The 22,048-nt window shown below is 72.9% G+C and carries 22 protein-coding genes; 18 read left to right on the top strand and 4 right to left on the bottom strand.

What is annotated here, in order from left to right:
• Positions 1 to 101 precede the first annotated feature (101 nt).
• The 9 genes from ACH41F_RS20015 to kynU all read left to right on the top strand — a co-directional run bounded on the left by ACH41F_RS20015 (position 102) and on the right by kynU (position 9,338).
• Positions 102 to 1,739, top strand: a complete 1,638-nt coding sequence (locus ACH41F_RS20015) for a polyamine aminopropyltransferase (protein ID WP_391233125.1) — start codon at positions 102 to 104, stop codon at positions 1,737 to 1,739.
• A gap of 81 nt (positions 1,740 to 1,820) precedes the next feature.
• A complete protein-coding gene (locus ACH41F_RS20010; protein WP_398836794.1) occupies positions 1,821 to 2,612 on the top strand; it encodes an SRPBCC family protein in 792 nt (263 codons plus the stop codon).
• A 59-nt stretch (positions 2,613 to 2,671) separates the two neighbouring features.
• On the top strand, positions 2,672 to 3,460 hold the full coding sequence (locus tag ACH41F_RS20005; RefSeq protein WP_391233121.1) for an aldose 1-epimerase: 789 nt from the start codon (positions 2,672 to 2,674) through the stop codon (positions 3,458 to 3,460).
• Positions 3,461 to 3,470: 10 nt separating this feature from the next.
• Positions 3,471 to 4,022: an orotate phosphoribosyltransferase gene (gene pyrE / locus ACH41F_RS20000; RefSeq protein WP_391233120.1), complete on the top strand. Its 552-nt coding sequence runs from the start codon at positions 3,471 to 3,473 to the stop codon at positions 4,020 to 4,022.
• Between the two features lie 130 nt (positions 4,023 to 4,152).
• The gene (gene fbaA / locus ACH41F_RS19995) at positions 4,153 to 5,175 is read left to right on the top strand and encodes a class II fructose-bisphosphate aldolase (protein ID WP_391233119.1); all 1,023 of its coding nucleotides are present in this window, start codon (positions 4,153 to 4,155) and stop codon (positions 5,173 to 5,175) included.
• A 57-nt stretch (positions 5,176 to 5,232) separates the two neighbouring features.
• Positions 5,233 to 6,702 carry an MFS transporter gene (locus tag ACH41F_RS19990; protein ID WP_398836792.1) on the top strand — a complete coding sequence of 490 codons (1,470 nt, stop codon included), beginning with the start codon at positions 5,233 to 5,235 and terminating at the stop codon, positions 6,700 to 6,702.
• A 57-nt stretch (positions 6,703 to 6,759) separates the two neighbouring features.
• A complete protein-coding gene (locus ACH41F_RS19985; protein WP_391233116.1) occupies positions 6,760 to 7,173 on the top strand; it encodes a DUF3151 family protein in 414 nt (137 codons plus the stop codon).
• A gap of 148 nt (positions 7,174 to 7,321) precedes the next feature.
• The gene (locus ACH41F_RS19980; RefSeq protein ID WP_391233114.1) at positions 7,322 to 8,161 is read left to right on the top strand and encodes a tryptophan 2,3-dioxygenase family protein; all 840 of its coding nucleotides are present in this window, start codon (positions 7,322 to 7,324) and stop codon (positions 8,159 to 8,161) included.
• A complete protein-coding gene (gene kynU / locus ACH41F_RS19975; protein ID WP_391233112.1) occupies positions 8,154 to 9,338 on the top strand; it encodes a kynureninase in 1,185 nt (394 codons plus the stop codon). Before ACH41F_RS19980 ends, kynU begins: the two co-directional genes overlap by 8 nt.
• Before the next feature lie 49 nt (positions 9,339 to 9,387).
• On the opposite strand, the gene ACH41F_RS19970 is transcribed toward kynU, so the two are convergent.
• Positions 9,388 to 9,990 (bottom strand): TetR/AcrR family transcriptional regulator C-terminal ligand-binding domain-containing protein, encoded by a 603-nt coding sequence (locus ACH41F_RS19970; RefSeq protein WP_391233111.1) that lies wholly within the window; start codon positions 9,988 to 9,990, stop codon positions 9,388 to 9,390.
• Positions 9,991 to 10,268: 278 nt separating this feature from the next.
• Between ACH41F_RS19970 and ACH41F_RS19965 the strand changes: the two genes are divergently transcribed.
• From ACH41F_RS19965 to ACH41F_RS19945, 5 genes are all read left to right on the top strand, one after another.
• On the top strand, positions 10,269 to 11,162 hold the full coding sequence (locus tag ACH41F_RS19965) for an alpha/beta hydrolase (protein ID WP_398836790.1): 894 nt from the start codon (positions 10,269 to 10,271) through the stop codon (positions 11,160 to 11,162).
• Between the two features lie 191 nt (positions 11,163 to 11,353).
• Entirely contained in the window at positions 11,354 to 12,709 is a 1,356-nt protein-coding gene (locus ACH41F_RS19960) for a histidine kinase (RefSeq protein ID WP_391233107.1), read from the top strand.
• Positions 12,706 to 13,380, top strand: a complete 675-nt coding sequence (locus tag ACH41F_RS19955; RefSeq protein WP_391233106.1) for a response regulator — start codon at positions 12,706 to 12,708, stop codon at positions 13,378 to 13,380. Before ACH41F_RS19960 ends, ACH41F_RS19955 begins: the two co-directional genes overlap by 4 nt.
• A gap of 246 nt (positions 13,381 to 13,626) precedes the next feature.
• On the top strand, positions 13,627 to 14,169 hold the full coding sequence (locus tag ACH41F_RS19950; RefSeq protein ID WP_391233105.1) for a hypothetical protein: 543 nt from the start codon (positions 13,627 to 13,629) through the stop codon (positions 14,167 to 14,169).
• Positions 14,170 to 14,270: 101 nt separating this feature from the next.
• Complete coding sequence (locus ACH41F_RS19945; RefSeq protein ID WP_391233104.1) at positions 14,271 to 15,473, top strand: cytochrome P450; 1,203 nt, start codon at positions 14,271 to 14,273, stop codon at positions 15,471 to 15,473.
• A gap of 44 nt (positions 15,474 to 15,517) precedes the next feature.
• On the opposite strand, the gene ACH41F_RS19940 is transcribed toward ACH41F_RS19945, so the two are convergent.
• On the bottom strand, positions 15,518 to 17,086 hold the full coding sequence (locus ACH41F_RS19940; RefSeq protein WP_391233103.1) for an ABC transporter permease: 1,569 nt from the start codon (positions 17,084 to 17,086) through the stop codon (positions 15,518 to 15,520).
• Entirely contained in the window at positions 17,083 to 17,979 is an 897-nt protein-coding gene (locus ACH41F_RS19935; RefSeq protein WP_391233101.1) for an ATP-binding cassette domain-containing protein, read from the bottom strand. Before ACH41F_RS19935 ends, ACH41F_RS19940 begins: the two co-directional genes overlap by 4 nt.
• 73 nt (positions 17,980 to 18,052) lie before the next feature.
• Here ACH41F_RS19935 and ACH41F_RS19930 point away from each other — a divergent pair, with 73 nt between their 5' ends.
• Positions 18,053 to 18,571 (top strand): MarR family transcriptional regulator, encoded by a 519-nt coding sequence (locus ACH41F_RS19930; protein ID WP_391233099.1) that lies wholly within the window; start codon positions 18,053 to 18,055, stop codon positions 18,569 to 18,571.
• Positions 18,572 to 18,739: 168 nt separating this feature from the next.
• Entirely contained in the window at positions 18,740 to 19,189 is a 450-nt protein-coding gene (locus tag ACH41F_RS19925; protein WP_391233098.1) for a hemerythrin domain-containing protein, read from the top strand.
• 33 nt (positions 19,190 to 19,222) lie between these two features.
• Here the strand turns inward: ACH41F_RS19925 and ACH41F_RS19920 are convergent, their stop codons facing one another.
• On the bottom strand, positions 19,223 to 20,086 hold the full coding sequence (locus tag ACH41F_RS19920; protein ID WP_391366107.1) for a diacylglycerol kinase: 864 nt from the start codon (positions 20,084 to 20,086) through the stop codon (positions 19,223 to 19,225).
• Positions 20,087 to 20,305: 219 nt separating this feature from the next.
• On the opposite strand from ACH41F_RS19920, the gene ACH41F_RS19915 reads away from it, so the two are divergent.
• Positions 20,306 to 21,589, top strand: coding sequence for an adenylosuccinate synthase (locus ACH41F_RS19915; RefSeq protein WP_391233095.1), 1,284 nt, complete (start codon positions 20,306 to 20,308; stop codon positions 21,587 to 21,589).
• 165 nt (positions 21,590 to 21,754) lie between these two features.
• Positions 21,755 to 22,048 (top strand): hypothetical protein, encoded by a 294-nt coding sequence (locus ACH41F_RS19910; RefSeq protein ID WP_391233094.1) that lies wholly within the window; start codon positions 21,755 to 21,757, stop codon positions 22,046 to 22,048.

Below are 22,048 nucleotides of genomic sequence, written 5' to 3'. Positions count from 1 at the left end.
GCGACCCCCCTCGCCCGCCAAACCCCTCAGTACCCACCCGGCCGTCATTTCCACACGTGTGGGTGACGAAGCGTGCACCCTGCGTGACGTACCGTCGCAAGGTGATCGAACACCACGCGCCCGCCCCACCCGGCACCACGCCGCCCTGGGCCGGGCCCGCGCGGCTTCCCGTACGGCCGGGGATCGGCAGGTTCCTGGTGCTCGCGGGCGTCTTCGTCTGCGCCGCGTGCGGACTGGTGTACGAGCTCGAACTGGTCGCCCTCGCCTCGTACCTGATCGGCGACTCGGTCACCCAGGCCTCCGTCGTGCTGTCCGTCATGGTCTTCGCGATGGGCATCGGCTCGCTCTTCGCCAAGCGGCTGCGCTGGCACGCGGCCGCCGCCTTCGGCGCGATCGAGGCCGCGCTCGCCCTCGTCGGCGGGTGCAGCGCGATGGCCCTGTACGCCGTGTTCGCCTGGACCGGCGACTGGGGCGGCGTCTGGGCCAACGGCTCACGCTGTCTGCTGGTCGCGTTCTCGCTGGCGATCGGCCTGCTCATCGGCGCCGAGGTGCCGCTGCTGATGGAGCTGATCCAGCGCATCCGCCGCCAGGACGCCGGCGGCGCGGTGGCCGACCTGTTCGCGGCGGACTACGTCGGCGCCCTCGTCGGCGGCCTCGCCTTCCCCTTCCTCCTGCTGCCCCTCCTGGGTCAGCTGACCGGCGCCCTGATCACCGGCACCGTGAACGCGATCGTCGGCGGCGCGCTGGTCCTCGGCCTCTTCCGCCGCGACCTGACCCGCCGGACCCGCTGGCTGCTGGTGATCACCAACCTGACCGTGCTCGGCGTCCTGGCCGCCGCCGCCGTCCTGGTCGACGACTTCGAACGGGCGGCCCGCCAGGCGGTCTACGGCCCCGACGTCCGGGTGGCCCTCCAGACCGGCGTCCAGGAGGTCGTCCTCACCGGCGGGACCCACGGCCGCCCCCTCGACCTCTTCCTCGACGGCCGCCTGCGGGTCAGCGGCCACGACGAGCACCGGTACCACGAGGCACTGGTCCACCCCGCGATGTACGGCGAGCACGCGCGCGTGCTGATCCTCGGCGGCGGCGACGGCCTGGCCGCCCGCGAGGTGCTGCGCCATCCGGACGTCCACCGGGTGGACGTCGTCGAACTCGACGCCGTGGTGGTGCGCCTCGCCCACGAGGACCCGGCCCTCGCCGCCCTCAACGGCCACGCGTACGCCGACGCGCGCGTGCACGTCACCACGGGCGACGCCTTCGGCTGGCTGCGGGACGCGCCGAGGAACGCCTACGACGTGGTGATCGCGGACCTGCCCGACCCCGGCATCACCGCGAGCACCAAGCTGTACTCGCAGGAGTTCTACGGCCTCGCCAGACGCGCCCTGACCCCCGGCGGCCGGCTGGTCGTGCACGCCGGTCCGGTCTCCACCCGCGCCCGCGCCTTCTGGACCGTGGACACCACGATCCGCGCGGCGGGACTGCGGACGGCGGCCTACCGCGTACGCGGCCGCGACGCCGGTTTCGCCGCCGGGCCCGACCGGACGACGGGCGCGAGCCGGGCCCCCCAGGACTGGGGGTTCGTGCTCGCCTCGACCGGGCCGCGTCCCGTGCTGCGGCTCGCCGACCGGGAGCCGGCGCTGCGGACGCTGACGGAGGCGGGACTGCGGGCCGACGGCAGGGCGGCGCAGCGGACCCGGGTCGCGGGACTGAGGCCGTCGACGCTGGTGCATCCGCGGTACTGACACGCACCGGTCCGCCAGACGCGCCGTCACTTTCGACCAACCAAGGTGCACCGCGGCACCCACTGGGTAGGCTCCGCAGACATGGAGCATGAGGTGTTCGTTCCGGTTCCGGCGGAGCGGCTCAGGGAGGCGCTGGCCGATCCCCTTCGGGTTGCCCGGGCCGTTCCCGGGCTCCAGCAGGACGCCGGCGCCGAGCCCGTCACCGGGCGGCTGAAGGTGCGCTTCGGCGGCCACACCATCACCTACCGCGGCGCGGCCCGCCTCACGGCCCGGGACGACGGGTCCTACGCCGTCGAGGCCGACGCCACCGAGGCGCGCGGCACCGGCAAGGTGAGCCTCGCCCTCACGCTCGCCGTGCGCGAGACCGACGGCGGCGCCACGCTCACCTTCGCCGGCACCGCCTCCGCGGACGGCCGCGTCCGGGAACTCCCGCCCGACGCCGTCACCTCGGCCGTGACCCGTCTGCTGAACCGTTTCGCGGAGCACCTGGCGGACGCGGAGCCGGGAGGGGAGACGCAGACCCCGCGCGCGACGCCCACCGAGGACACCGGCACGGCCGGCCCCGCGACGCCACAGAGCACCGCCCCGCCGCCCCCCGCCGACACCCCGGCGCCCGCTCCGGACGCCGACGACACTCCCGCCCCCGCCGGTTTCACCCCCGACCTCCCCGCCGAGGCCGCGCACGCGCGGCGGACGATGATCGGGCGGAGCGCGGAGGAGGTGGACCACGCCCCGCCGCGTGGCCGCTACGCGCCCGTGCCCGCCCCGCAGACCGTCGCCCCGCACTCCGCGCTCCGCTGGGCCGCCCCCGCCGCGGCGCTCGTCGTGGCCTCGGCGATCGTCGCCGGCCGGGTGCTGCGCAGACGGCGCTGAGGACCGGTGGCGGCGGGTGGCCTGAAGTACCCCCTTGATCACCCCAGTAGGGTCGTCCCGTGAGTAGCGAACCCATCACGCTGACCGCGGGCGACGCGGAGGTGACCGTGCTGCCGGGCAACGGCGGCCGGATCGGCGGGCTGCGCGTCGACGGCACCGAACTGCTGCGGCAGGGCGACCGTTTCGGCTGCTTCCCGATGGTGCCCTGGTGCGGCCGGACCAGGGACGGCCGGTTCCGGGACGGGGCGACGGTCCATCAGATGCCGCTGAACTCCCCGCCGCACGCCATCCACGGCACCGCGCGCGACGGCGCCTGGCGGACCGCGCGCACCTCCGCGGACGAGGCCGTCATCACGTACGACCTGGTCGAACCGTGGCCCTACCCGGGCCGCGTCACCCAGCAGGTCGCGCTCGGCCCGGACGCGCTGACCCTGACCATGTCCGTCGAGACGTACGACTCCTCCTTCCCGGCCCAGATCGGCTGGCACCCCTGGTTCAACCGGAACCTCGGCGGCGCGGACGCACAGCTGGCCTTCTCCGCCGCCTGGCAGGAGGAGCGCGGCGCGGACCACCTGCCCACCGGCAGGCGTCTGGACCCCGGGCCCGGCCCCTGGGACGACTGCTTCGGCATGCCCGGGGGCGTCGACGTGACGCTGACGTGGCCGGGGCAGCTGGAGCTGAGGGTGACCAGCCGCGAGGAGTGGGTCGTCGTGTACGACGAACAGGCCGAGGCGGTCTGCGTGGAGCCGCAGACGGGCCCGCCGAACGGCCTCAACACCCATCCCCGCCTGGTCACGCCGCTGGAGCCGCTGGAGGCCTCGACGACCTGGAGCTGGCGCCGCCTCTAAGCTGGCAGGCATGACGGACGACGTACGCGGCACCCTGCTGCGGCAGATCAAGAGCAAGGCCGTGGTGCACGGCAAGGTGACCCTCTCCTCGGGTCTGGAGGCCGACTACTACGTCGACCTGCGACGCATCACCCTCGACGGCGAGGCCGCCCCGCTGGTGGGTCAGGTGCTCCTGGACCTGACCGCAGACCTGGAGTTCGACGCGGTGGGCGGCCTCACCATGGGCGCCGACCCGGTGGCCGCCGCGATGCTGCACGCCGCCGCCGCGCGCGGCCGCAGGCTGGACGCCTTCGTCGTCCGCAAGGCCGCCAAGGCGCACGGTCTCCAGCGCCGGGTCGAGGGTCCCGACATCGCCGGCCGTCGCGTCCTCGTCGTCGAGGACACCTCCACCACCGGCGGCTCCCCCCTGACCGCGGTCGAGGCCGTCCGCGAGGCGGGCGCCGAGGTCGTCGCCGTGGCCACCATCGTCGACCGCGCGACCGGCGCCGCCGAGAAGATCGAGTCCGGCGCGGGGGTTCCCTACCGCTTCGCCTTCTCCAAGGATGAGCTGGGGCTCGACTGAGTTATCCACAGGCTGGACAGGAGGGCCGGACCATCCGGTCAAGTCTGGAAGGATGGGGCCGACGATGACGTCGCACCCTAGGTCAGGGCCGTAAGGATCCAGCCAACCCGCACAATCAAGGAGCGGTCAGATGCCCATCGCAACTCCTGAGGTCTACAACGAGATGCTCGACCGGGCGAAGGCGGGCAAGTTCGCCTACCCGGCCATCAATGTCACCTCGACGCAGACCCTGCACGCGGCGCTGCGCGGCTTCGCCGAGGCCGAGAGCGACGGCATCATCCAGATCTCGACCGGCGGCGCCGAGTTCCTGGGCGGTCAGCACAACAAGGACATGGTCACCGGTGCGGTGGCGCTGGCCGAGTTCGCGCACATCGTCGCGAAGAAGTACGACATCACGGTGGCGCTGCACACGGACCACTGCCCGAAGGACAAGCTCGACGGGTACGTGCGGCCGCTGCTCGCCGTCTCCGAGGAGCGGGTCGCCCGGGGCGAGAACCCGCTGTTCCAGTCGCACATGTGGGACGGCTCGGCCGAGACCCTGGCCGACAACCTGTCGATCGCGCAGGAGCTGCTGGAGCGCGCCCGCGCCGCGCGGATCATCCTCGAGGTCGAGATCACCCCGACCGGTGGCGAGGAGGACGGCGTCTCGCACGAGATCAACGACTCCCTGTACACCACGGTCGACGACGCCATCCGCACCGTCGAGGCGCTCGGTCTCGGTGAGAAGGGCCGCTACCTGCTCGCCGCCTCCTTCGGCAACGTGCACGGTGTGTACAAGCCGGGCAACGTCGTGCTGAAGCCCGAGCTGCTGAAGGAGCTGAACGAGGGCGTCGCCGCCAAGTACGGCAAGGCCTCCCCGTTCGACTTCGTCTTCCACGGCGGCTCCGGCTCCACGGCCGAGGAGATCGCGACCGCGCTGGACAACGGCGTCGTCAAGATGAACATCGACACGGACACCCAGTACGCCTTCACCCGCCCGGTCGCGGACCACATGTTCCGCAACTACGACGGCGTCCTGAAGGTCGACGGCGAGGTCGGCTCCAAGAAGACCTACGACCCGCGCACCTGGGGCAAGCTGGCCGAGGCGAGCATGGCCGCGCGCGTCACGGAGGCCTGCGCCCACCTGCGCTCCACGGGCACGAAGCTGAAGTAGCCGCGAGATCACCACGAGCCCGGTGCCATGGCACCGGGCTCGTTGTATATCTGGGGCATGTCCGATGTCCGGCTGGCCTCGCCGCAAGGCAAGTGGATCCTGCTCACCACCGTCCTCGGCTCCAGCATGGCGATGCTGGACTCGACCGTCGTCAACGTCGCGCTTCCCCGGATCGGCCGTGACCTGGACGCCGACCTCGCCGCCCTCCAGTGGACGGTCAACGCGTACATGTTGACGCTGGCCGGGCTGATCCTGCTGGGGGGCTCGCTCGGGGACCGCTACGGGCGGCGCCGGATCTTCGTCGTGGGGGTGGTCTGGTTCGCCGCCGCCTCCCTGCTGTGCGGTCTCGCGCCCGACGCCCGCGTACTCGTCGCCGCCCGCGCCCTGCAAGGCGTCGGTGGCGCCCTGCTCACCCCCGGCTCGCTCGCCCTCATCCAGGCCTCCTTCCACCCCGACGACCGGGGCCGGGCGGTGGGTCTGTGGTCCGGGTTCGGCGGCATCGGCGCGGCGGTCGGGCCGTTCCTGGGCGGCTGGCTGGTGGACGGTCCGGGCTGGCGCTGGGTGTTCCTGCTGAACGTGCCGGTGGCGCTGCTGTGCGCCCCGATCGCCGTACGCCATGTCCCGGAGTCGGGTGGGGGAGGGCGGGGCCACACGCGTTTCGACGTGCTCGGCGCCGTCCTCGGGGCACTCGCGCTGGCCTTCACCACGTACGCCCTGATCGAGGCGCGCACGGCCTCCCTCACCGTCGTCCTCGCGGCCGTCGCGGGGGTGGCCTGCGGGGTCGCCTTCGTGGTCGTGGAGAGGCGCCGGCCCGATCCGATGATGCCGCCGGACATCTTCGCGTCGCGGCAGTTCACGGCCGTCAACCTGGTCACGCTCTGCGTCTACGCGGCCTTCGGCGGGTTCTTCTTCCTGGCCGCCCTCCAGCTCCAGGTGGTATCCGGCTACTCGGCCCTCGGCGCCGGTACGGCCCTGCTGCCGACGACCGCGCTGATGCTGCTGTTCTCCGCCCGTTCCGGCGCCCTCGCCGACCGTGTCGGCCCGCGCCTGCCGCTGACCGTGGGGCCGCTGCTGTGCGCGGCGGGGATGCTGCTGATGCTGCGGGTCGGCCCGGACGCCGACTACGTCGCGGACGTGCTGCCCGCGCTGCTCGTGCTCGGCCTCGGCATGGTCGCCCTGGTGGCGCCGCTGACCGCGACGGTCCTGGCGTCGGTGGACGTGGCGCGGGCGGGGCTGGCCAGCGGGATCAACAACGCGGCGGCCCGGGCCGCGGGCCTGATCGCGGTGGCGTCACTGCCGCTGGTCGCCGGGATGGGGGAGGAGGCGTACCGGTCGCCGGGCGCCTTCGACGAGGCGTTCGGCACGGCGATGACGGTGTGCGCGGGGCTGCTGGTGCTGGGCGCGGGGGTGGCCTTCGCGACCGTACGGCCGCTGCCGCCGGGGTGCACCCGGCCCGAGTGCCTGCACCACGGATCGGTCACGGCGCCGCCGCTGGAGGGGCGGCCGGCGCGGAAACGACTCGGGTAGCCCCGCTACGCCCCCGGCGGCCGTTCGGCCGGTGCGGGCATGGAGGAGACTTGACCCATGTCGATTCACGAGAACCTCCTCGGGGGACCGCCCCCGACCCACCTCCCCGACGACCCGGAGCCGCGTGAGCTGCTGGCCGGCGGCACCCCGCCCGCCGATGTCGCCGCGAAGTACCCGACGTCCTCGCTGGCCTGGGCCCAGCTGGCCGACGAGGCCTTCGAGCGGGGCAGCGTCGTGGAGTCGTACGCCTACGCCCGTACGGGCTACCACCGGGGTCTGGACTCGCTGCGCCGCAGCGGCTGGAAGGGCCACGGCCCGGTGCCGTGGGAGCATGAGCCGAACCGGGGCTTCCTGCGCGCCCTGCACGCCCTCGCCCGCGCCGCCGGGGCGATCGGTGAGCAGGAGGAGTACGAGCGCTGCTCGCAGTTCCTGAAGGACTCCTCGCCGACGGCGGCCCAGACGCTGGGCTAGGGCCTGTGGTGCGGGCCCGGCCGTGTGATCAGGTCGGGCCTTGCACTTTCCGGGGGTGACCGTCGAGGATTCGGGGTGGGGACCGGGGCCCCCGTGTCGGTAACGGCAGGGGCGGACCGCTACCCGGGATACACCACAGGAGACAGCGATGTCCCACGAGGCTCACGAGATCCAGGAGCCAGAGACCCCGCATCTCGACTTCGAAGGCACCACGCCGTACGAGGACTACGTCAAGGCGGACGTGCTCACCCATCTCCAGCACACCCTCTCCGACGATCCCGGAGAGATGGTCTTCCTGGTCACGACCCAGGTCATGGAGCTGTGGTTCACCGTCATCGTCCATGAGTGGGAGACCGCGGCGCGGGCGCTGCGCTCCGACGACGTGCCGGTCGCGATCGACGCGCTGAAACGTTCCGTACGCGAGCTGGAGGCGCTGAACGCCTCCTGGAAGCCGCTCGGACAGCTCACCCCGGCCCAGTTCAACTCCTACCGGTCCGCCCTCGGCGAGGGCTCCGGGTTCCAGTCGGCGATGTACCGCCGGCTGGAGTTCCTGCTGGGCGACAAGTCCGCGTCCATGCTCGTCCCGCACCGGGGCGCGCCCCGGGTCCACGCGGAGCTGGAGAAGGCGCTGCACGAGCCGAGCCTGTACGACGAGGTGCTGCGGCTGCTGGCGCGGCGCGGGCACGCGATCCCGCAGGCGGTGCTCAGCCGGGACGTGTCGCGGCGCTACGAGCCGTCGCCCGAGGTGGAGGCGGCCTGGACGGCCGTCTACGCCGGTGACCCCTTCGACGAGGTCGCCCGGCTGGGCGAGGCGCTGACGGACGTCGCCGAGCTGGTGTGGCGCTGGCGCAACGACCATCTGGTGGCCACCCGGCGCGCGATGGGCGCCAAGGCGGGCACCGGCGGTTCGGCCGGGGTGGCGTGGCTGGAGAAGCGCGCGCAGAAGAACGTGTTCCCCGAGCTGTGGACGGCACGGTCCCATGTCTGAACTGACTTTCAAGGCAGGCGAGTTGGACGCCGGGGACCAACTGGCGGGCCTGCGCGAGAAGTTCGTGCTCGACGAGGGCGTCTACCTGGACGGCAACTCGCTGGGCGCGCTGCCGGCCGCCGTCCCCGGCCGGGTCGAGGACGTCGTACGGCGGCAGTGGGGCGAGCTGCGCATCCGGTCCTGGGACGAGAGCGGCTGGTGGACGGCGCCCGAGCGGATCGGTGACCGGATCGCCCCGCTGGTGGGGGCGGCGGCCGGGCAGATCGTCGTGGGCGACTCGACAAGTGTCAACGTCTTCAAGGCACTTGTGGCGGCGGTCCGGATGGCGGGCGAGGGCCGGGACGAGATCGTGGTCGACGCGACCACCTTCCCCACGGACGGGTACATCGCCGAGTCGGCGGCCCGGATGACCGGCTGCACACTGCGTCCGGTGCCACCGGCCGAGGTGCCGGAGGCGCTGGGCGCGCGGACGGCGGCCGTCCTGCTGAACCATGTCGACTACCGCACGGGCCGGTTGCACGACCTGCCCGTACTGACCGCCGCGGTGCGGGCCGCCGGCGCGGTCGCGGTCTGGGACCTGTGCCACAGCGCGGGCGCGCTGCCGGTCGGGCTGGACGAGCACGGCGTCGACCTCGCGGTCGGCTGCACCTACAAGTACCTGAACGGCGGCCCCGGTTCACCGGCGTACCTCTATGTGCGCGCCGGTCTCCAGGACCGTTTCGACTCCCCGCTGCCCGGCTGGAACTCCCACGCGGAGCCCTTCGGGATGCAGCCCGGGTACGAGGCCGCGGCGGGTGCGCTGCGCGGGCGGGTCGGTACGCCGGACATCCTGTCCATGCTGGCGCTGGAGGCGGCCCTGGAGGTCTGGGAGGGCGTCTCGATCGAGGCGGTGCGGGCCAAGTCCCTGGCCCTGACGGACTTCTTCCTGGAGTGCGTCGCCGCGTATGTGCCGAAGGGGCGGGTGGAGTCGCTGACGCCGGTCGCGCACGCGGAGCGCGGCAGCCAGGTGGCGCTGCGCTGCGCGGACGCCGGGGACGTGATGAGGCAGCTGATCGAGCGGGGGGTGGTCGGTGACTTCCGCCGCCCGGACGTGCTGCGGTTCGGCTTCACCCCGCTGTACGTCGGGTTCGCGGACGTGGAGCGGGCGGCCCGGGTGCTGGGCGAGGTCGTCGCCTGAGGCGGGTCACGGGGGCGGGGCCGGGTCCGGCCATGCCCCCGCGGGTGCGTCAGGTGACGTAGGCGCCTGCCGAGGCGGCCGCGAACGCGGCCCGCGCCGCGCGGTCGGCGGCCTCGGGGTCCGGGGGCGTGCCGGCGGTGAGGAGCGCGTAGTAGAGGGGCGCCGAGACCGCCCGCACGACGTCCCCGGCATCGGTGCCGGGCGGCAACTCGCCCCGCGCGACGCCCTGTCGGACGCACGGGGCCCACTCGGCGACCCGGACGTCGTAGAAGCGGCGCAGCGCGTCGGCCGTACGGTCGTCGCAGGTGGCCGCCGCGATGACCGCGCGGAACAGGGCGCCCTGGCGGGGGTCGGCGAGGGTGCGCTGCACCAGCCGGGCGTTGGCCGTCAGGTCGCCGAGCACCGAGCCGGTCTCCTCGCGCGGCAGGGACTGCTCGGCCATGTCGGCGAGCAGATCGGCGACCAGGGCGGTGACCGAGCCCCAGCGCCGGTACACGGTCGTCTTGCCGACCTCCGCCCGGCGGGCCACGTCGGCGAGGTCGAGATGCGCGAAACCCCGCTCCGCGAGGACGTCACCGGCCGCCCGCAGCACGGCCGCGCGCACCCGCGCGGTGCGGCCTCCGGGGCGGAGAGTGCCGGGTTCGGGGGGCATGGGCGGCCTCCAGGGCGTGGTCGTACGGGATGGTCGCGGGGCGGGCGGGTCTGCCGTACGCGGCGTGCCGGCCGTCGTCCGCGGGGGACGGGCCGGCTGCCGGGTACGAGCGGGACCAGCGTAACGAAACAGCAGAACCGTTTACCCCTCACCGAGCGTGACATCCCCGTGTCCGCGCACGTCACCGGCCTGATACCGTCCCCGCCAACGGCCGAACTCTCTCCAGGTCCGCCGCCTCTGTCTCGTCCAAATCCGTTTCATCGCTGAGAGGTTGGAGCATGCCGGACGACGCCGCCGCAGCCCGGGCCGCCGCCGAGGAGGAGTCGGCCTTCTCCCACCCGCCCGTCGACCCCGACGTCAGCGCGGCCTACGGGGACCATCCCGACCAGGTGATCGACTTCTACGCCCCCCGCGGCGAGGTGTCCCTCGCGCCGCTGGTCGTCGTCCTGCACGGGGGCGCGTGGCGGGCCCCCTACGACCGGCGGCACATCACGCCGTTCGCGGACTTCCTGGCCCGACGCGGGTTCGCGGTGGCCAACGTGGAGTACCGGCGGGGTGCGCTGCTGCCGGGGCAGAGCGGACCGGGTGGCGGGGCCGGCGGGGGGCAGGTCGCGGGGCGGTGGCCGGACACCTTCGACGACGTCGCCGCGGCGCTGGACGCGCTGCCCGGTCTCGTACGGGAGGGGCTGCCGCAGGCCGATCCGCGGCGCACGGTGGTCACCGGGCACTCGGCGGGCGGGCACCTGGCCCTGTGGGCCGCGGCCCGGCACCTGCTGCCCGCGGACGCGCCGTGGCGCACCGACCGGCCCGCGCCGCTGCGGGGCGTGGTGGCGCTGGCCCCCATCGCGGACTTCGAGGCCGCGGGCAAGCTGGACGTGTGCGGGGGCGCGGCGCTGCAACTCCTCGGCGGCCAGGCGCACTTCGAGGACCGGCGGCCGTACGCCGACCCCGCGCTGCTGCTGCCCACGGGCATCGCGACGACCCTCGTCCAGGGGCGCGCCGACGTGGACGTGCCGGAGGCGGTCGCCGAGGCCTACGCGGACGCGGCGGCGAAGGCGGGGGAGGTGGTGGGGCTGACGTTGCTGGCGGACGTCGGTCACTTCCCGCTGATCGACCCGGCGGCGGACGCGTGCGCGGTGGTGGCGGAGGAGATCGCGCAGCTGGCGTGGTGAGCGGCGGCCTCGCGGGGGCCTGGAACCGGGGTGCCTCCTCCCGCCCCCGGCGGGCCCCGGGGGGTCGCGGACGGCACGGGCCCGTGGTGCCGGGGGGCGACGACACGGGCCCGTAGTACCTGAGGGGGACGCCGGAGGACCCCTCTCGCTGGGGACGACCCCGGCCGCGGCCTCGGCCTACGGTTGTGTATGTGACCGAGACGACCGAGACGCAGACGACCGCCCCGCACGGCGGAGGCTACGACGCGTACAAGCCGCGCAGCCCGGAGGTGCGGGCCGCCCTGGACGCCCTGCGCGGGCTGCGCCAGGACCTGATCCACGACGCTTTCGAATACCGGCCGCTGCCCCGGATGCGCACGGACGGCCCGCTCACCCGCCGGCTCCCCGACCGGCTGCGGGAGTACGCGGCCTGGACCCCGCACGCGGTGGTGACCGGCTTCGGCCTGATGGCCATGCTCGCCGCCTGGGCGGACGGCCAGGGCGAGGGGACGCAGCTGCTGTGCGGGTTCCTGGCACTGGTCCCGGTCCTGCTGACGATGCTCCGGCCGGGCGGCGCCTTCTGGCTCTCCCTCGCCTCGACGTTCGCCGTCGCCGTCCTGGGCTCGTCCTGGAGCAACTGGCCCTGGCTGCCCGGCAGCTTCATCTCCCATGTGACCGTGATGACGGTCGTGGCGATACGCACCCGGCCGCGCACCGCGGCATGGATGTGGCTGCTGACGGCGCTCTACGGCTTCGTCGCCGAGACCTTCTTCGGCGGGGGCCACTACTCCACCAACACCGGGCCCGTGCTGGTCGTCTCCGCGCTGCTCCTCCTCGTCGTCACGGTGTGGCACATCCGGCGCAGCGCCGAGCGGCAGGTGACCGCCCAGCAGACGGTGACGCTCCAGGAGCGCTCCAAGCGCACCCTGCTGGAGGAGCGCACCACCATCGCCCGCGAACTGCACGACGTGGTCGCCCACCACATGTCGGTCGTGGCGATCCAGGCCGAGGCGGCCCCCTACCGGGTGGAGAACCCGCCGCCGGAGCTGGAGCGGGCCTTCGCGACGATCCGGGAGAACGCGGTCGCGGCCCTCACCGAACTGCGCCGGGTGCTGGGCGTGGTCCGCGCCGAGGACTACGAGGCCCCCGACGCCCCGCAGCCCACCCTCGCCGACCTGGACGCGCTGCTCGCCAACGTGCGCGACACCGGTCTGAGCGTGACGAAGACGGTGACCGGAGCGGTGCGTGAACTGCCGCCCGGGGTCGAGCTGTCGGCGTACCGGATCGTGCAGGAGGCGCTGAGCAACACCCTGCGGCACGCGCCGGGCGCGAGTGCCCGGGTGGAGATCGGATACGTGCTGGGCGGGCTGGGACTGCGCGTGGTCAACGACCCGCCGCCCGCAAGGGCCCTGCTGAAGCCCTCGCCCGGCGCCGGGCACGGGATCACGGGGATGCGGGAGCGGGTGTCGATGCTGAACGGCGAGATGACGGCGGGCCGGACCGACGACGGGGGCTACGAGGTGGCGGTGTTCCTGCCGGTCGCCCTGGCGAGCGACGGTGAGGCATGACACCGGGCACCATCCGCGTACTGATCGCGGACGACCAGATGATGGTGCGCGAGGGCTTCTCCGTCCTGCTGAACGCGATGCCGGACATCGAGGTCGTCGGGGAGGCCGTCAACGGCCGCGAGGCGGTCGACCGGGTCCGTGAACTCGCCCCGGACGTCGTCCTGATGGACATCCGGATGCCCGAGCTGAACGGCATCGAGGCGACGCGGGAGATCGTCGCCGCCGACGGTACGGCGAAGGTGCTGGTGCTGACGACGTTCGACCTGGACGAGTACGTCTACCAGGCGCTGCGCGCGGGCGCCTCGGGCTTCCTGCTGAAGGACGCCTCGGCCCGCCAACTCGCCGACGGGGTACGGGTGGTGGCCTCCGGCGAGGCCCTGCTGGCGCCCTCGGTCACCAGGCGTCTGATCAACGAGTTCTCCAAGCTCTCCGACTCCCCGCGCCTGATGGCGTCCGCGCACGCGGCGTACGGCGAACTGACCGAGCGGGAGACGGAGGTGCTGGTCCTGATCGCGCAGGGGCTGTCGAACGCGGAGATCGCCGAGCGGCTCGTGGTGGCCGAGTCGACCATCAAGACGCACGTCAGCAGGGTCCTGGTGAAGCTGGGGCTGCGGGACCGGACCCAGGCGGCGGTGTTCGCGTACGAGGCGCGGCTGGTGACGCCGGGATAGGGAGAAGAGGGGGAGGGCCGGGGGCCGGGGAGTGGCGAGGACGTGGGGGATCGGCGGAGGTTGGCGAACGGTGAGGGCGAGGGCGCGATCCGTTGGCGGCCTGTTGGCGGGCGTTGGTTGGATCAGGATCACAGCACGGGAAGCGAACGGTTGTTCGTAAAGCGGTTGTCCTGCCTCGTCCTCGAAGGCACCCCCCACCACGACCCTGCTGAAGTCCGACATCTCCTGCTCAGCGAAGGACACAGCATGCGCACGTTCACGCGCTCCGCCTCCACCGCGATCGTCGTCGCCGCCCTCGCCGGCGGTGCCACCGTCGCGACGGCCGGCCCGGCGGCCGCCGCGAGCTACCACTGCACCAGCAGCTCCAAGTCGATCGACGACCCGTCGTACTCGGGCCCGTGGGCCGACAACTGGGACGTCACCGTCACGATGTGCGCCAAGCGCTCCGGCTCCACCGTCTACAGCTACGCCAAGGTCAGCTGGGACGGGCCGGTCTACGCCTCCGCCGACGACACCGCGAAGTTCGAGGACGCCTACTTCAAGGTGCAGATCAAGAAGTCGCAGTCCGGCACCGACCCGGTCAAGAAGTCCGCCAACTACGGGGGCATCGAGGCCAAGCTGGAGAACAGTGACTCCACCGGCAACTACAACGGCTCCTACACCACCCCCACCCTCAGCTACCGGATCGGCTCCAGCAAGGGCCTGGGCGACGGCGAACTCCACCTCAACTGGTCGAACGACGGCAAGGGCGACCGCACCTACCAGTTCACCGCGTCCCCGGTCGTCTGACCCGACCGGGCCGGCGGGAGGCACCGCGGCTCACCGACGCGTCCCGCACTCCCCTGAGTCACCCCTGGTCAGACGGGTGGTCGTCGGGCTAGCGTCCGGTCATGGCTGCCTTTGACCCGTGGGACCCGCAGTTCGTCGCCGATCCGTACCCCGCGTACGCCGAGCTGCGCGCCAAGGGCCGCGTGGCGTACTTCGAGCCGACGAACCAGTGGCTGGTGTCGCACCACGCCGACGTGTCCGCGCTGCTGCGGGACCGGCGGTTGGGGCGGACGTACCAGCACCGGTTCCGGCACGAGGACTTCGGGCGCAGCGCGCCCCCCGCCGAGCACGAGCCGTTCCACACGCTCAACGACCACGGGATGCTCGACCTGGAGCCGCCGGACCACACCAGGATCCGGCGGCTGGTGTCGAAGGCGTTCACCCCGCGTACCGTCGAGCAGCTCAAGCCGTACGTGGCCCGGCTGGCCGGTGAGCTGGTGGACGGGCTCGTCCACCGGGGCGGCGGCGACCTGCTCACCGAGGTCGCCGAGCCGCTCCCGGTCGCGGTCATCGCCGAGATGCTGGGCATCCCGGAGGCGGACCGGGCCCCGCTGCGGCCCTGGTCGGCGGACATCTGCGGGATGTACGAGCTGAACCCGCCGGAGGAGGTGGCCGCGAGGGCGGTCAAGGCCTCCGTGGAGTTCTCCGGGTACCTGCGGGAGCTGATCGCCGAGCGACGCAGGAATCCCGGGGATGACCTCGTCTCCGGGCTCATCGCCGCCCACGACGAGGACGACCGGCTCACCGAGCAGGAGATGATCTCGACCTGCGTCCTGCTCCTCAACGCGGGGCACGAGGCCACGGTCAACGCCACCGTCAACGGCTGGTACGCCCTGTTCCGCAACCCCGGCCAGCTCGCGGCCCTCCGCGCGGACCGCTCCCTGGTCCCGGCCGCGATCGAAGAGCTGATGCGCTACGACACCCCGCTCCAGCTCTTCGAGCGCTGGGTGCTGGACGACATCGAGATCGACGGGACCACCGTCCCGCGCGGCGCCGAGATCGCCATGCTCTTCGGTTCCGCCAACCACGACCCCACGGTCTTCGCGCACCCCGAGCGGCTCGACCTGGCCCGGAAGGAGAACCCGCACATCTCCTTCAGCGCCGGCATCCACTACTGCATCGGCGCCCCGCTCGCCCGTATCGAGCTGGCCGCGTCCATGACGGCCCTGCTGGACCGCGCCCCCACCCTGGCCCTCGCCAAGGAGCCGGAGCGCAAGCCGAACTTCGTGATCAGGGGCCTGGAAGGGCTCGACGTCACGGTCTGAGGCGCCCCGGCCCGGCCCGGCCCCGCCACCAGCGGGGCACGGCGTCACGTCGTCATGTCCCGGCGCCGCAGCCCCGACAGACCACCGGCCACCAGCACCACGGCCAGCCCGGTCAGCACCGCCACCGGCCCCCACCGCATCTCCCCACCCGGCAGCTTCGGCAGGTGTCCGAACGGTGAGGCGTCCAGCAGCACCTGCGGGGCGTCCAGTGCCGGGCCGACCCAGCCGATCAGCAGGACCGCTCCGGCGACCGCCCAGGCGGCCGTCGCGCCGCGCGGGAGCAGGCCGTACAAGGCGACCGCGACACCGCCGACCACCCACACCGCCGGCAACTGGACCAGGGCCGCGCCGATGAGGGGACCGGCCTGACCGCCGTGGCCGACGACGAAGCCGACGCCGGTCAGGAGCAGGATCAGGGCGGAGCCGCCGAAGGCCACCGCGAGATGGCCGCAGGCCCAGCGCAGCCGTCCGACCGCGTTCGCCAGCACCGGCTCCGCGCGGCCTGAGGTCTCCTCGCCGTGCAGCCGCAGCACCGAACCGACCACGAACAGGGCGGCGATCAGGCCCATCATGCCGGTCATCGAGGCCAGGAAGGCGTCGGTGAGGCCGCTGTGGCCGCCCATCCGCTCGAAGACGCGCCGGGCGTTGTCGTTGTCGCCGACGAGGTCGCCGACGCCGTCCGCCAGACCGCCGTAGACCACCCCCACGGCGAAGAAGGCCGCGCTCCAGCCGTACACGCTGCCCCGCTGGAGCCGCCAGGCCAGGGCGCCCGCCGTGCCCAGGCGGCCGGTGGCCGGGCCGGGGCGGGTGGGGAAGAAGCTCATGCCGACGTCCCGGCGGCCCGCCAGCGCGTAGGCCACCCCCGCCTGGAGGGCCACCGCCGCCGCGAACAGCGCCAGGACCCACCAGCGCTCCCCGGCGAACGGGCGCAGCCGGGACAGCCAGCCCAGCGGGGACAGCCAGGTGAGGGCCGAGGAGCCGTCCTCGCGCGCCGCGTCGCCCGCCGCGCGGAGCACGAACGCCGCGCCCAGGGCGCCCGCCGTCAGACCGCGTGCCAGCCGCGCGCTCTCCGTCAGCTGCGCGACGATCGCCGCCAGCGTGGCGAAGACCATGCCCACGGCGGCCAGCCCGAGACCGAGGGCCAGCGCGCCCACCACGCCCTGCCGGGCCAGCCCGGCCGTCACCAGCAGGGCCAGGACGGCGTTGGCGATCCCGGCCGCGAGCAGCGCCGCCGTCAGCGAGGCCCGGCGGCCCACCGCGCCGGACGCGATCAGCTCCTGGCGGCCGCTCTCCTCCTCGTCCCGGGTGTGCCGTACGACGATCAGCAGGCTCGTGACCGCCGCCAGCAGCCCCGCGTAGACGCCGACCCGCCAGGCCGTCAGCGCGCCGAGCGAGGTGTCGAGGACGGGGCCGATCAGGGCGCGGAAGGAGGCGTTGGCGGACACCTGGTGGACGAGGTCGGCGCGTTCCGCGGGCGTGCCGTACAGGGACTCCAGGCTGGCCGGCATCGACAGCACCATCAGCGTGTTCACGCCGACCCACAGCGGGGTCGTCAGCCGGTCGCGGCGCAGCGAGAAGCGCAGCAGGACGCCGGTGCCCGTGAGGGTGCTCATCGGGCCGCCGCCTCGTCCTGGTAGTGCCGCAGGAACAGCTCCTCCAGCGTGGGCGGCGTCGAGGTCAGCGACCGCACGCCCGACTCGCTCAACGAGCGCAGTACGCCGTCCAGCCGGTCGGTGTCGACCTGGAGGCGGACGCGGCGCCCCTGGACGTCGAGGTCGTGGACGCCCGGCAGCTGGGCCAGTCCGTTGGGCGGACCGGCGAGTTCGGCGGTCACGCTGGTGCGGGTGAGGTGGCGCAGGTCGGCCAGGGACCCGGACTCCACCGTGCGACCGCGCCGGATGATGCTGACCCGGTCGCAGAGCTCCTCGACCTCGCTGAGGATGTGCGAGGAGAGCAGGACCGTACGGCCGCGGTCGCGTTCCTCCGCCACGCACCGCTGGAAGACCTCCTCCATCAGCGGGTCGAGACCCGAGGTCGGCTCGTCGAGGACGAGCAGGTCGACGTCCGAGGCGAACGCGGCGACGAGGGCGACCTTCTGGCGGTTGCCCTTGGAGTAGGTGCGGCCCTTTTTGGTCGGGTCCAGCTCGAAGCGGTCGATCAGGTCGGCGCGGCGGGCCGGGTCGAGGCCGCCGCGGAGCCGGCCGTAGAGGTCGATGACCTCGCCGCCGGAGAGGTTCCGCCAGAGCGTGACGTCGCCGGGCACGTACGCGATCCTGCGGTGCACCTCGACGGCGTCCGCCCACGGGTCGTGGCCGAGCACCCGCGCGCTGCCGGAGTCGGCGCGCAGCAGGCCGAGCAGGACGCGGATGGTGGTGGACTTGCCGGATCCGTTGGGGCCGAGGAAGCCGTGCACCTCGCCGGTCTCGACGTCCAGGTCGAGCCCGTCGAGCGCGTGCGTCCCGCCGAAGGCCTTGTGGAGGCCGCGGACGCTGATTGCCTTCGTCATGGCCCCGAACGTACGCTTACTTCAGAAATTTGTGAAGTTAAGGAAGGCTGTGAAGTCCGGATAGGATGACGGCATGACGGCGACACCTGGTGGGCGGGACGCGGAGGCCGTGTCGAAGTTCGTCGAGTCCTTCGCAGCGCAACTCGTCGAGGCCGGCATGCAGCGCATGCCCGCCCGGGTCTTCGCCGCGCTCCTCTCCTCGGACGACGGCACGATGACCTCGGCCGAGCTGGGCGAACAGCTCCGGATCAGCCCCGCCGCGGTGTCCGGGGCGGTGCGCTACCTGGCCCAGACGCACATGGTGTCGCGCGAGCGGGAACCCGGCTCACGCCGCGAGCGGTACCGGGTGCACGGCGACCAGTGGTACGAGGCGCTCACCAACCGCGAGACGATGATCAAGCGCTGGGAGGGCGCCCTGCGCGACGGCGTGGCCAGCCTCGGCGAGGACACCCCGGCCGGCCGCCGCATGGCCGAGACCCTGGCGTTCTTCGAGTTCATCGAGACAGAGGTCGCGGCCATGATGGACCGCTGGCGGACACACCGGGAGCAGACGTTCGGCGACCGGCCCCCCGGCCCCACCGCCCGCCCCTAGGTCCCTGGACGGGCATCCGGCCCCGCAGGAGACCGGCGCGCTCACGCAGCCGTCCGGCTCTGTCCTTCCGGCCGTGATCAGGAGACGGCACCGTAGCGGGGGCCGACAGGGCGACGCGCCCGCGTTTTGCTGCGCCCCGTCCTGGCCCGGGCCCCTTACAACAACCCCATGTGCCACTACTGCGGTTGCCGTGAGATTCCGTTGATCAAGGAGTTCATCGCCGAGCACGAGCGGGTCACCGACGCCGCCGGGGACGCGCTGCGGGCTCTGGAGCGCGGGGAACCGGGGCGGGCGCGGGAGCTGGTCGGCGTGATGGCACACGAACTCGGCCGTCACTGGCGGGGCGAGGAGGAGGGACTGTTCGCGGTGATGCGGGCCGACCCGGAGTACGCCGACTACATCGACGCCCTCGTCGCCGAGCACCGCGAACTCGCCGCGCTGCTGCCCGCCCTGGACCTCACCGACCCGGCCGACGTCCGCACGCTGACCGAGGCGGTCCGGGAACTGCGCCACCACATCGCCAAGGAGGAGGACGGCCTGTTCCCGGCCTCGCTGACGGCGCTGTCGGGGGAGGAGTGGAACAGGGCGATGGCCGCGTGGCGGGAGGCCCACCCCTGAGCGCCCCGCCTCCGGCAGCAGGGAAACCCCGGCTCACGCTCCGGGCAGGGTCAGTCCCAGGGCCCCTTCCCACACCGTCCACGTGCGCCTGCGTACCGGTCCCCACACACCCGTGTCCGCCCGGTAGCGGAAGTCCGCGCCGGACACCGTCACCCGCCGCCCGAGCGCGAGCAGCGGTGAGGCCTCGGCGCCCACCGACAGCGGCCGGACCTCCACCGCCACGGTCCCGGCGCCCCGCGGGGTCACGGACACCGCCTCCACCGGCTGGTCGAGGTCGACGAGGATCTCGCCGTCCACCTCGACCCGCAGCCGGGCGGGACCGGTCACGGGCGCGGGATGGGCGGTCCGCAGCGGCCGCGGCGGCACCAGGGTCCGTACGAGGGACTGGCAGGTCCGCAGCCAGGGCCGGCCGCCGCCCTCCTGTCCCTCCTGTCCCGCCGGCTCCTCCTCGCGCGCGGCGGGGGAGGGGAGGCGCAGCGCGCCCAGCACCACGCCGTCGCTGTCGTCCACGAGCAGGTCGAGCCGCCGCTCCGCGCCGTCGAGGACCGCCCGCGCCGCCGCCACCGCGCCCAGGGGCACGCCGAGCGACCGGGCGACGGTGAGCGCACCGCCCACCGGCACCACCGACAGCACACATCCGGCCAGCTCCCGCCGCCGGTGCAGCAGGGACACCGCCCGCAGCAGCGCGCGGTCGTCGCCGACGACCACCGGCCGCCGGGAGCCGCGCCGGGCCAGCGCGCGGGCGAATTCCTCCGGGCTCTCGGGCAGGCACACCTTCGTGCCCGCCGCACCCGCGCTGAGCACGTCTTTCGCGATACGGACGGACTCCCCGTCCGTCCTGCGGGCGACCGGATCGACGACCACCAACAGCTGATCGGAAGACGCTGAAGTCGCCACCTCGGTCCTGCCTCGCTTCCTCGGGTAGCATCTTTGTGCAAGAGCCCCTTGCGCTATTGCGCCAGGGGCTTCGTCTATTCCGGGGCATCCGGGTCCGACGGTTCGCGGCCGACGACGGCCGAACGGTGGCCGAAGAAGGTCGCCGGGGTACGAGGCACAAGGCCGTGTCGCGTACGCCCCCGACCCTGGACATGCCCCGCCCGGAAGGGGTGTACGCGCGTGCCCGCACTTGTGCTGCTCGGTGCTCAGTGGGGTGACGAAGGCAAGGGAAAGGCGACGGACCTGCTCGGCGGATCCGTTGACTATGTGGTGCGCTACCAGGGCGGCAACAACGCCGGCCACACGGTAGTCGTGGGCGATCAGAAGTACGCCCTCCACCTGCTCCCTTCCGGAATCCTGACCCCGGAGTGCACTCCGGTGATCGGCAACGGTGTCGTCATCGACCCGTCGGTCCTGTTCTCCGAGCTGAACGGGCTGAACGAGCGAGGCGTCGACACGTCCAAGCTCCTGATCAGCGGCAACGCCCACATCATCACCCCGTACAACGTCACCGTCGACAAGGTGACGGAACGCTTCCTCGGCAAGCGGAAGATCGGGACCACGGGGCGCGGCATCGGCCCGACCTACGCGGACAAGATCAACCGCGTCGGTATCCGCATCCAGGACCTCTACGACGAGTCGATCCTGACCCAGAAGGTGGAGGCGGCCCTCGACGGCAAGAACCAGCTCCTGACCAAGGTCTTCAACCGCCGCGCCATCGAGGTCGGCCAGGTGGTGGAGGAGCTGCTGTCCTACGCGGACCGCCTGAAGCCGTACGTCGCCGACACGGTCCTGATCCTCAACCAGGCCCTGGAGGACGACAAGGTCGTGCTCTTCGAGGGCGGCCAGGGCACGCTGCTGGACATCGACCACGGCACGTATCCCTTCGTGACGTCGTCGAACCCGACCGCGGGCGGCGCCTGCACGGGTACCGGTGTCGGCCCGACGAAGATCAGCCGGGTCATCGGCATCCTGAAGGCGTACACGACCCGTGTCGGCTCGGGCCCGTTCCCGACGGAGCTCTTCGACGAGGACGGCGAGGCGCTGCGCCGGATCGGCGGCGAGCGGGGTGTCACCACCGGCCGCGACCGCCGCTGCGGCTGGTTCGACGCGGTCATCGCCCGCTACGCGACCCGCGTCAACGGCCTGACCGACTTCTTCCTCACCAAGCTCGACGTCCTCACCGGCTGGGAGGAGATCCCGGTCTGCGTGGCCTACGAGATCGACGGCAAGCGCGTCGAGGAGCTCCCGTACTCCCAGACCGACTTCCACCACGCGAAGCCGGTCTACGAGACCCTCCCGGGCTGGTCCGAGGACATCACCAAGGCGAAGTCCTTCTCCGACCTGCCCAAGAACGCCCAGAACTACGTCAAGGCGCTCGAGGAGATGTCGGGCGCCCCGATCTCCGCGATCGGCGTGGGCCCGGGCCGGGACGAGACGATCGAGATCAACTCGTTCATCTAGGAGGCACCCATGGGCCGGTCAGGGACCTCCCTGACCGGCTCATGGCCTGTTCCCGGGCCCGTCGGGCGGGGCAGCGGTGGTCCCGTCGCAGCGCGGGCGTAAGGGTGCAAACCGGGCATACGATGGGGGCATCCGCGTATCCACCGACGGAAGAAGGTGAGTGTGATGCGCGTGCTGCTCAAGGTGTCCATGGACACGGAGAAGGCGAACGAGGCCATCGGCAACGGCACGCTGCCGAAGCTGATCGAGAGCTCGCTGGAGCAGATCAAGCCCGAGGCGGCCTACTTCACCACCGACAACGGTCAGCGCACCGCCTACCTGTTCTTCGACATGCAGGACAGCTCGCAGATGCCGGTGATCAGCGAGCCGTTCTTCATGAACCTGGGTGCGAAGATCAGCTATACCCCGGTGATGAACTACGAGGACGTGCAGAAGGGCCTCTCCCAGCTGGGGCGCTGA

The organism is Streptomyces sp. NPDC020489, from assembly GCF_044386545.1.
In the GTDB taxonomy this organism is placed as follows: domain Bacteria; phylum Actinomycetota; class Actinomycetes; order Streptomycetales; family Streptomycetaceae; genus Streptomyces.
Note: the sequence above shows the minus strand (reverse complement) of the source record. Positions and strands in the feature narration are given on the sequence as shown.